This is a genomic window from Pseudonocardia sp. SID8383 (assembly GCF_009864975.1).
Lineage (GTDB): Bacteria > Actinomycetota > Actinomycetes > Mycobacteriales > Pseudonocardiaceae > Pseudonocardia > Pseudonocardia alni.
Map to the genome: position 1 here is coordinate 79192 of NZ_WWFY01000298.1, position 8907 is coordinate 88098.

General features: G+C 68.6%; 9 protein-coding genes. 8 read left to right on the top strand and 1 reads right to left on the bottom strand.

Going from position 1 to position 8907, the window contains the following annotated elements; all coding sequences use genetic code 11:
* The first annotated feature begins 33 nt into the window (after positions 1–33).
* From GTW08_RS07345 to GTW08_RS07355, 3 genes are read left to right on the top strand one after another with little or no spacing between them, the layout of a single operon-like run.
* A complete protein-coding gene (locus GTW08_RS07345; protein WP_161151640.1) occupies positions 34–750 on the top strand; it encodes a glutathione S-transferase family protein in 717 nt (238 codons plus the stop codon).
* A 25-nt stretch (positions 751–775) separates the two neighbouring features.
* Positions 776–1522, top strand: a complete 747-nt coding sequence (locus tag GTW08_RS07350; protein ID WP_161151641.1) for a glutathione S-transferase family protein — start codon at positions 776–778, stop codon at positions 1520–1522.
* A 20-nt stretch (positions 1523–1542) separates the two neighbouring features.
* A complete protein-coding gene (locus GTW08_RS07355; RefSeq protein WP_161151642.1) occupies positions 1543–2964 on the top strand; it encodes an aldehyde dehydrogenase family protein in 1422 nt (473 codons plus the stop codon).
* Positions 2965–2979: 15 nt separating this feature from the next.
* On the opposite strand, the gene GTW08_RS07360 is transcribed toward GTW08_RS07355, so the two are convergent.
* Entirely contained in the window at positions 2980–3690 is a 711-nt protein-coding gene (locus GTW08_RS07360) for a gamma-glutamyl-gamma-aminobutyrate hydrolase family protein (RefSeq protein WP_161151643.1), read from the bottom strand.
* A 120-nt stretch (positions 3691–3810) separates the two neighbouring features.
* On the opposite strand from GTW08_RS07360, the gene gshB reads away from it, so the two are divergent.
* From gshB to GTW08_RS07385, 5 genes are all read left to right on the top strand, one after another.
* Entirely contained in the window at positions 3811–4821 is a 1011-nt protein-coding gene (gene gshB, locus GTW08_RS07365) for a glutathione synthase (RefSeq protein WP_161151644.1), read from the top strand.
* 82 nt (positions 4822–4903) lie between these two features.
* Positions 4904–5221, top strand: coding sequence for an EthD family reductase (locus tag GTW08_RS07370; protein ID WP_161151645.1), 318 nt, complete (start codon positions 4904–4906; stop codon positions 5219–5221).
* A gap of 144 nt (positions 5222–5365) precedes the next feature.
* Positions 5366–6634, top strand: coding sequence for a styrene monooxygenase subunit StyA (styA, locus tag GTW08_RS07375; RefSeq protein WP_161151646.1), 1269 nt, complete (start codon positions 5366–5368; stop codon positions 6632–6634).
* Positions 6635–6674: 40 nt separating this feature from the next.
* On the top strand, positions 6675–7178 hold the full coding sequence (styB, locus tag GTW08_RS07380) for a styrene monooxygenase NADH-dependent flavin reductase subunit StyB (protein ID WP_161151647.1): 504 nt from the start codon (positions 6675–6677) through the stop codon (positions 7176–7178).
* Positions 7179–7348: 170 nt separating this feature from the next.
* Positions 7349–8758, top strand: coding sequence for an IS1380 family transposase (locus GTW08_RS07385; RefSeq protein WP_161151648.1), 1410 nt, complete (start codon positions 7349–7351; stop codon positions 8756–8758).
* The last annotated feature ends 149 nt before the right edge of the window (positions 8759–8907 follow it).

Here is an 8907-nt window from a genome sequence, read left to right on the forward strand (position 1 = left end):
CCTTCATCGACATCCGAGCCAAAGGAGTCTGGAATGATCGAGATCTATGGGTTCGTCCCCTCCTGGGGACTGCCTGACATCAGCCCGTTCGTCACCAAGGTCGTCAACTACGCGACGATGGCGGACATCCCGTTCGAGTACAAGATCCAGCCGCTGGACAGCCTCGCGAGCAAGTCGCCGACGGCGAAGCTCCCCTACATCGTCGATGAGGGCAGCCAGGTCAACGACTCGACGACGATCGTCCACCACCTCAAGAAGCGGTTCGGCGACAAGCTGGACTCGCACCTGAGTGCGAGTGACCACGCGGTGGGCCTGGCGTTCCAGCGACTGGTCGAGGAGAACCTGTACTGGTCGGGCGTCATCTACGCCCGGTGGCGCAACGACGAGGTCTTCTCCGTCTACCTGCCGTCGTTCGTGGCACCCGGCGAGGAGCCGGCGCCCGAGCTCGTCGAGGCGATGGGCGCCTACCGCCAGAAGATCTGGGGTGCCGCGTCCGGACACGGCATGGGTCTGCGTGCCGACGACGACGTGCTGACGAACTTCAAGGCCGACATCGACGCGCTGTCCGACTTCCTCGCCGACAAGCCCTTCCTGCTCGGTTCGGAGCCGACGTCCTACGACGCGACGGTCTACTCGACCTACCGCCACATCGCGGACGTGCCGTGGGACTGGGCCGGTCGCGACTACGCCCGTTCGAAGTCCAACCTCGCCGGGTACGCGACGCGGATGCAGGACCGCTTCGGCGTCTGATCGCACTGCGGCCACCGGAGATATCATGATCGACCTCTTCTACTTCGTCAGCCCGAACGCCCGGAAGATCCACATGGCGCTCGAGGAACTCGGCCTCCCGTACGAGGTCCGCTGGACGGACATCTCCCAGGGAGACCAGTTCGACCCGGGCTACCTCCGGGTCAATCCAAACGGGAAGATCCCCGCGATCGTCGATCACGACGGCCCCGGTGGCCGCCCGGTCGCGTTGTTCGAATCCGCCGCGATCCTGATGTACCTCGCGGAGAAGACCGGGCGCCTGCTGCCTGCCGACCCCGTGGCTCGCTGGGACGCCATCTGCTGGACCGTGTGGCAGGTGGCGAACCAGGGGCCCGGCCTCGGGCAGGCCACGCACTTCACGACCTACGCCCCCCAGAACGGCCATGTCGTGGAGTACGCGCAGGAGCGCTTCGGGAACGAGGCCAAGCGGGTGTACGCGATTCTCGAGGAGCGTCTCGCCGACCGCGAGTACATCGTCGGCGAGTTCTCGATCGCCGACATCGCGAGCTTCCCGTGGACCCGGCTGGGCAAGGGGCACGGGATCGACCTGGACGAGTACCCGGCCGTGCAGGCCTGGTCCGACCGGATCTCCGAGCGGCCGTCGGCGAAGGCGAAGCTCGAGGACCAGCGTTCCGAGGATGCGAAGAACTTCCGCTACACCCCCGAGCAGTACCGACAGCTGTTCGGCGTCGATCCGCGCCCGACGAACTCGGCCGACGGCGCCCCGGCCGAGCAGCCGGCGTCCACCCACTGAGAGATAGGTAGCGCACGCTCATGGTGACTCCCACACTCACGATTCCCCAGCTGACGATCGGTGGCCGCGCGGTTGCCGGCGCCGGCACCCTGCCGGTGATCGACCCCTCGACCGGCGAGCCGTTCATCGAGGTCCCGGCAGCCTCCACCGCTCAGCTCGACGAGGCCGTCGAGGCGGCCAACCGCGCGCTTCCGGCCTGGAAGGCGACCCCCCTCGAGAAGCGCCAGCAGGTCGTCCGCGACATCGCCGAGGTCATCAAGGCGAACATCGACGAGCTCGCCCTCCTCGTGACGATGGAGCAGGGGAAGCCGCTCGCGAACGCTCGTGGGGAGATCGGCGCGAGTCTCAGGCAGGTGGACTTCTTCGGTTCGATCTCGCTCGACCCGGAGATCATCAAGGACGACGAGACCGGCCGGGTGGAGGTCAGGCGGGATCCGATCGGCGTCGTCGGCGCGATCACCGTCTGGAACTACCCGATCCTCGCCGCCATGTTCAAGCTGATTCCCGGACTGGTCGCCGGCAACGTGGTGATCATCAAGCCGTCGCCGTACACCCCGGTTGCCACGCTGCGCCTCGGCGAGCTCATCCAGGACGTCGTGCCTGCCGGCGTGGTGCAGGTCGTCGCAGGGACCGACGAGCTGGGTCCCGCACTGACCGGTCACCCCGGGGTCCACAAGATCTCTTTCACCGGATCCGTTCCCACGGGCAAGCACGTCATGAGCGCCTCGGCGAGCTCGCTCAAGCGGGTCACGCTGGAGCTGGGCGGGAACGACGCCGGCATCGTGCTCGACGACGTCGACCCGGCCGCCTTCGGCAAGGACCTCTTCTGGGCCGCCTTCTCGAACTCCGGGCAGGTCTGCGCGGCACTCAAGCGGCTCTACGTCCCCGAGTCGAAGCTCGACGCGATCTCGGAGGCCCTGGCCGCCGAGGCGGCGACCGTCGTCGTCGGTCCGGGGCTCCAGGAAGGGGTCAACGCAGGCCCCGTCCAGAACAAGCCCCAGCTGGACCGTGTCCGGCAGCTGACCGAGAGCGCCCTTGCCGCCGGCGGCGAGGCGTACTTCACCGGCGAGGTTCCCGACGGTCCCGGTTACTGGTTCCCCACCACGATCGTCCGAGGCGTGGAGGAGGGCAACCCGCTGGTCGACGAGGAGCCGTTCGGTCCCGTCCTGCCGATCCTCACCTACACAGACCTGGACGACGCGGTCGCGCGGGCCAACAACACCGACTACGGCCTGGGCGCCTCGGTCTGGTCCCCTGACCTCGACCGCGCCACGGCTGTGGCCGAGCGTCTCGAGGCCGGCTCGGTATGGGTCAACCAGCACCCGGTGGTCACCGCGACCGTCCCGTTCGGCGGGGCCAAGCAGTCCGGGATCGGCGTCGAGGGCTCCCTCAACGGCCTGCTCGCCTACACCAACATCAAGGTCCTCAGCGTCAAGCGCTGATCGACGATGATCGCGTCACCGGACCGCAGCACGCTCGCCGGCAGCCTCGGCGAGCCAGCCGAAGGCTGGCTGCGGTCCGGTGAGCTGTTCCGGGTGCCACTGCACTCCGAGGAGATCGCTCCCCGGGTGCTCGACGGCTTCCACCACCCCGTCGAGAGCCCTCGCCGAGACCACGAGCCCCTCTCCGACGCGGTCCACGGACTGATGGTGGAGGCTGTTGACCGTGGTCGTCGGGCCGTAGAGCCTGCCGAGCAGGCTCGCCGGCTCGATCAGGATCTCGTGATCGTTCCCGACCCTGTGGTCGGGCAGGTCGTGGTGCAACGTGCCGCCGAGGAAGACGTTGACGAGCTGCAGGCCTCGGCAGATTGCCAGGATCGGTATCCCGAGCTCGAGGGCCTCCTCCAGGAGCCCCAGCTCCGTGGCGTCGCGGCGCCGGTCGACCGGCTGCGTCGTGGGCCCGGCCGTCCGGCCGTACATCTGCGGGTCGATGTCCACGCCTCCGGTGAGAACGAGGCCGTCGAGACGCCTGAGAGCGGGGCGCACCGACGGGTCCGTCGGCAGGTGCAGTGCGATGCCGCCGGCGTCCTGGACGTGGTTCGCGTAGCCGGTGAAGTAGAAGTCGATGTCCAAGACGTCGAGCTGGGCCGGCCCGGTGTGGACACCACCGGCAGGCCGCCGTCGACCCGTGACCGCGATCAGCGGCGTCGTCCTGGCTGCGTTCGACATTCCGGCTCCTCGACCCGTTCTCCCACGATCCTGTCAGAAGTAAGGTTTTCACGACTGAGCTTTCAGGTGGAGCCCGTGGAGATCTCGACCACCCGTCGTCAGTGAGCGAAGGAGACACCGATGTCCGTCGCACAGTCCCGCCCTCGCCTGGACCTGCTGTTCATCATCGATCCGGTCGAGACGCTGACAGCGGGCCACGACACGAGCGTCGCGATGATGGAGTCCGCGCAGGCGCGTGGTCACCGCATTCTGACCACGACGATGCGTGACCTCCGGATCTCCGGCGGACGCGCGGTCGCCGAGTGCATCCCGCTCTCGTTGCGCCCGGCCGAGCTCAAGGACGGTCGGTGGTACGCCCGGGACGACTGGTACACCGCGGGCCCCGTCGAACGGTGGGACCTCCGCGAGATGGACGCCGTTTTCGTGCGGACCGATCCGCCCGTGGACGCCGCGTACATGCGCGGCACCTACATCCTCGACTACGTGGATGAGAGCCGGACTCTCGTCGTGAACCGGCCTGACGGTCTGCGCAACGCCAACGAGAAGTTCTTCCCGTTGCGCTGGCCGGATCTCTGCCCCGACACCGTCTTCACCTCGTCGGTCGGCGAAGTGCTCGAATTGGCGCGCAGCTGGGGGACGGCCGTCATCAAGCCGACCGACGGCATGGCGGGCCGGGGCGTGATGCTGCTCCGTGACGGTGACCCCAACCTCCGGTCGATCGTGGAGGCCGTCTCGTGCCGGGGCAGGGACCAGGTCGTGGTCCAGCGCTACATCGATCGGTGCGACGAGGGTGACCGCCGGGTGATCGTCCTCGACGGCGCGCCCATCGGCGTGGTCCGCCGTATCGCCTCCGGGGCCGAGTTCCGCTGCAACATGGCGGCCGGCGCCAGCGTCGTGGCGGACACGATCACGCCGAGGGACAAGGAGATCTGCGACCGCATCGCGCCGACGCTCGCGGAGTACGGCCTCTACTTCGTCGGGATCGACGTCATCGGAGACCAGCTGACCGAGATCAACGTGACGAGCCCGACCGGCGTCCGCGAGATCGACGCCTTTGCCGGCACCAGGCTGTCCGAGAACGTTCTCTGCTGGGTCGAGAACCGAGTGCGCCGTCTTAACACGCCTGCCTGACATGCACCCCAGCCGCTTGCGACGACCGTCGCGGGCACGACGTCCACCGCGCATGCCGATGCCGGTGAAACCGAGGAGACCGATGCACGTCCTCACCGTCGCCTACGGGCGACCGACGGATCCCCGCGCGTTCGACACCTACTACGCGGAGTCCCACCTCCCGCTGGCCCGCAGGATCCCCGGGCTGGTGGAGATCACCGCGCGGCACTGCGCCTCGCTCGACGGCAGCGAGCCGCCGTACTACCTACTGGCGCAGCTCGCGTTCGAGTCGGAGGCGGACCTGCAGGCCGGAATGGGGTCGGACGAGGGCAAGGCGGCTGCCGCCGATCTGAAGAACTTCGCCGACGGCGGCGCAGCCCTCTTCGTCCAGCACGAACGTGAGCCTATTGCTTCTAAGTAGTTTAGTACTATGTTAAAGTCGCGTCATCTGTAACGCGAATCACGGGCCTGTCGCCGACGTCGGGCCCGTCGGCGGTCGCCCGAAGCGCACGGACCGCCCGGAACTGAGCGGCGCATCGCGTCGCGGGTCATGGGAGTGCTCAACGTGGAGAAGCGAATCGGCATCATCGGCGCCGGGACGGCGGGCCTGCAGCTCGGCCTCTACCTGCAGCGTCACGATGTGGACGTCACGATCATCACCGACCGCGGACCGGACGAGATCCGGTCCACCGGCCTCACCAACACGGTGGCGCACCACGCGGTGACGCTCGATCGCGAGCGTGAGCTGGGAATCGACCACTGGTCGACCGACGACTACGGGTACTTCGGTCACGAGTACCACATGGGTGGGGACGATCCGCTCAGGTTCCGAGGCGGCTACCACGCTCCGAGTCGCGCCGTCGACTACCGGATCTATCACGCTCAGCTCCTCGAGGACTATCTCGAGCGAGGTGGCCGTGTCGAGCAGCGCCAGGTCCGGCACGACGACATCGCGGAGATCTCCTCGCGTTTCGACCTGGTCGTGGTCAGTACCGGCAAGGGGCCCTTCGGCCAGATGTTCGGCCGGGTGGCCGCCGAGTCCCCCTACGACACCCCTCAGCGAGCGCTGTGCGTCGGCGTGTTCAGCGGCATCGACCAGCAGGACAACCGGTCGGTCGTCTGGTCGGCCGCGCCCGGCGCCGGTGAGCTGATCGAGATCCCGTTCCTGTCGTTCGACGGTCTGCAGACCGCGCTGGTCTTCGAGAACCACATCGGCGGGGAGCTCGAGAGCCTGTCCCGGCTGTCCTACGACGACGATCCGAAGGCGTTCCGGTCGCAGGTGCTCGACGCGCTGCGCGCGCACCACCCGGCGACTGCGGAGCGGGTCGACTCGCGCAGCTTCGATCTGGCCCGCGGCAGCATCGACCTCCTGCAGGGTGCGGTCACGCCGGCCGTGCGCCGGTCGTCGGTCCTCCTGGACGACGGGACCCTGGCGCTGTCGCTCGGCGACGTGAAGTCGACGGTCGACCCGGTCCTGGGGCAGGGCGGCAACATGGCGTCCCACGCCGCATGGGTCCTCGGCGCGGAGATCGTCGAGCAGGACATCTTCGACCACCGGTTCGTCGAGCAGCTCGAGCGCAAGCGGGACGATCGGGTGCTCGCCGCCAGTCGCTGGACCAACTTCATGCTCGAGGCCCTCCGGACCCGGCCCGACGAGTTCGGACAGGTACTGCAGGCGCTGCACGACAGCCCGTCGATGGCCGACGAGTTCACCGACGGCTTCAACTTCCCGGAGCGACAGTGGGACCGGTTCGCCACCCCCGAGCGCATCGCCGCGTGGGTCGGGCGCCATGTCGACTCCGCCTCGCTCCCCGAGCCTGCGCTCGTCGGCTGAGACCTACAGACCATCCGAACCCCGAGGACGTGAAACGACCATGCTGACCACCGACATCCAGCAGGAGTTCCGCCGGACCGTCGGCCTCTTCGCGACCGGCGTCGCCGTCATCAGCTGCACCGATCCGGACGTGGACTGCACCGACGTCGGATTCGCCGTGCACGGCGCGACGGTGAACAGCTTCACCTCGGTCAGCCTGAAGCCTCCGACGGTGATGGTGTCGCTCATGAAGGGCCGGGCCCACCAGTTCATCACCGGGAACGGCCATTTCGGAGCGAGCGTCCTCAACGAGGAGCAGCAGCACGCTTCGAACCACTTCGCCGGCAAGCCGTCCGACGAGCCGCCCCGGTTCACGATCCGGGACCGGGTCCCCACCCTTGCGGACTGCCTGGCCTGGTTCGAGTGCGAGGTGATCCAGCGATTCGACGTGCACGATCACACGGTGTTCGTCGCTCGTGTCCTGTCCTGCGGGTCGAACGGTGGAGCCCCGCTCATGTTCTTCGGTAGCCGCTACCACACGCCTGGCCTCGCCCTTCCCCGCTGACCAGCGCACTCGGAACGTGTTGCGACATGGCGTCTTCTTCTCGCTGCTAACCCCGGCTCTTCATGAGCGTTCCGGCGTGTCGGTGCCCGGATAGACGAAAGTGCCTCGCTACCAGGGGAAACTGTGCTTGCTGAGGGCGCAGGATCATCTGATGGAGAGGCACTTTCGAGGTGCAGACTACAACGACCAGGCCGAGGATCACCGCAACCGCCGACGGTGAGGGCGTGGTGTCGCACGCCGGGTCGCGGCTGCTGGCCGACGTCGCGGACCGGACCACGCTGACCGCCCAGCTCGCCGAGGAGCTGGCCGGGCTGCGCAGGCCCCGGTCCCGGCATGATCCGGGGCGGGTGCTGGTCGACATGGCGGTCGCGGTCGCCGACGGCGCCACCACGATCTCCGACGTCGCGGTGCTGGGCGATCAGGCCGAGTTGTTCGGTGCGGTGGCCTCGGACTCGACGTGCTGGCGGCTGCTCGACCAGCTCGACACCGCGCAGTCGGGAGCGGTCGCGCGGGCGCGGGCCGCGACCCGCGAGGTCGTCTGGGCGCAACGCGCCGAGCTGACCGGGCAGCCGTTCCCGCCAGCGCGGGCGGCCGGGCAGGTTCTGCCGGGGCTGGTGATCGACCTGGATGCCTCGATCGTGGTGTGTCACAGCGAGAAGGAGCAGGCGGCGCCGACGTTCAAGAAGACCTTCGGCTACCACCCGATGCTCGCCTTCTGTGACAACACCGGCGAGTTCCTCGCCGCCCTTCTGCGCCGCGGGAACGCAGGCAGCAACACCGCCGCCGACCACATCGCCGTCCTCGACGCCGCGCTGGCCCAGCTGCCCGACGCCCACCGCCACGGCACCCCGATCCTGATCCGGGCCGACACCGCCGGCTGCACCCGCGAGTTCCTCGCCCACATCCGCAGCCGCCGCGACGACGCTCTGAGCTGTGAGTTCTCGGTCGGATGGGCCATCACCGACAAGGAACGCGCCGCCATCACCGCCATCCCGGCGTCTGTCTGGGCGGACGCGATCGACGCCGATGGCGGGCACCGCGACGGCGCCGCCCTGGCCGAGCTCACCGGTGTCCTACCGGCCCGGTCGTTGGCCGGCTACCCCGCCGGGACACGGGTGATCGTGCGCCGCGAGCGCCCGCATCCCGGTGCGCAGCTCGACGCGTTCGAGGAGCGGGACGGCTGGCGCTACACCGCGTTCGCCACCGACACCCGGGTCGGGCAACTCGCCCGACTCGACGCCCGGCACCGCGCGCACGCCCGAGTCGAGGATCGGATCCGCTGCGCGAAGGACACCGGCATGGACCGGTTCCCGTCCCGCTCGTTCACGATCAACACCGCCTGGCTCGCCGTGGTCATGCTCGCGGTCGACCTGATCGCCTGGACCCAGCACCTGCTCCTGCACGGCCACCTCGCCAAGGCCGAACCGAAGACTCTGCGCTACCGACTCCTGCACGTCGCCGCCCGCCTCACCCGCGGACAACGCCGACTATGGCTACGCATCCAGCGTTCCTGGCCCTGGGCCCGCGACCTCGCCGCCGCGTTCACCCGGCTCGCGACACTGCCCATCCCGGCTGGTTGACCTTCCACCCCGACACGACGAGCGGCGGGAGCCACCGGCAGAACAGCAGGCCGGCCCGTTCGCCATGCCCGCCCACCCGAACTGACCCAGCGAAGATCAATCTGCTCGATCACAAGATCAACCGACAGCTCCGTGAATCACCGGGGCTA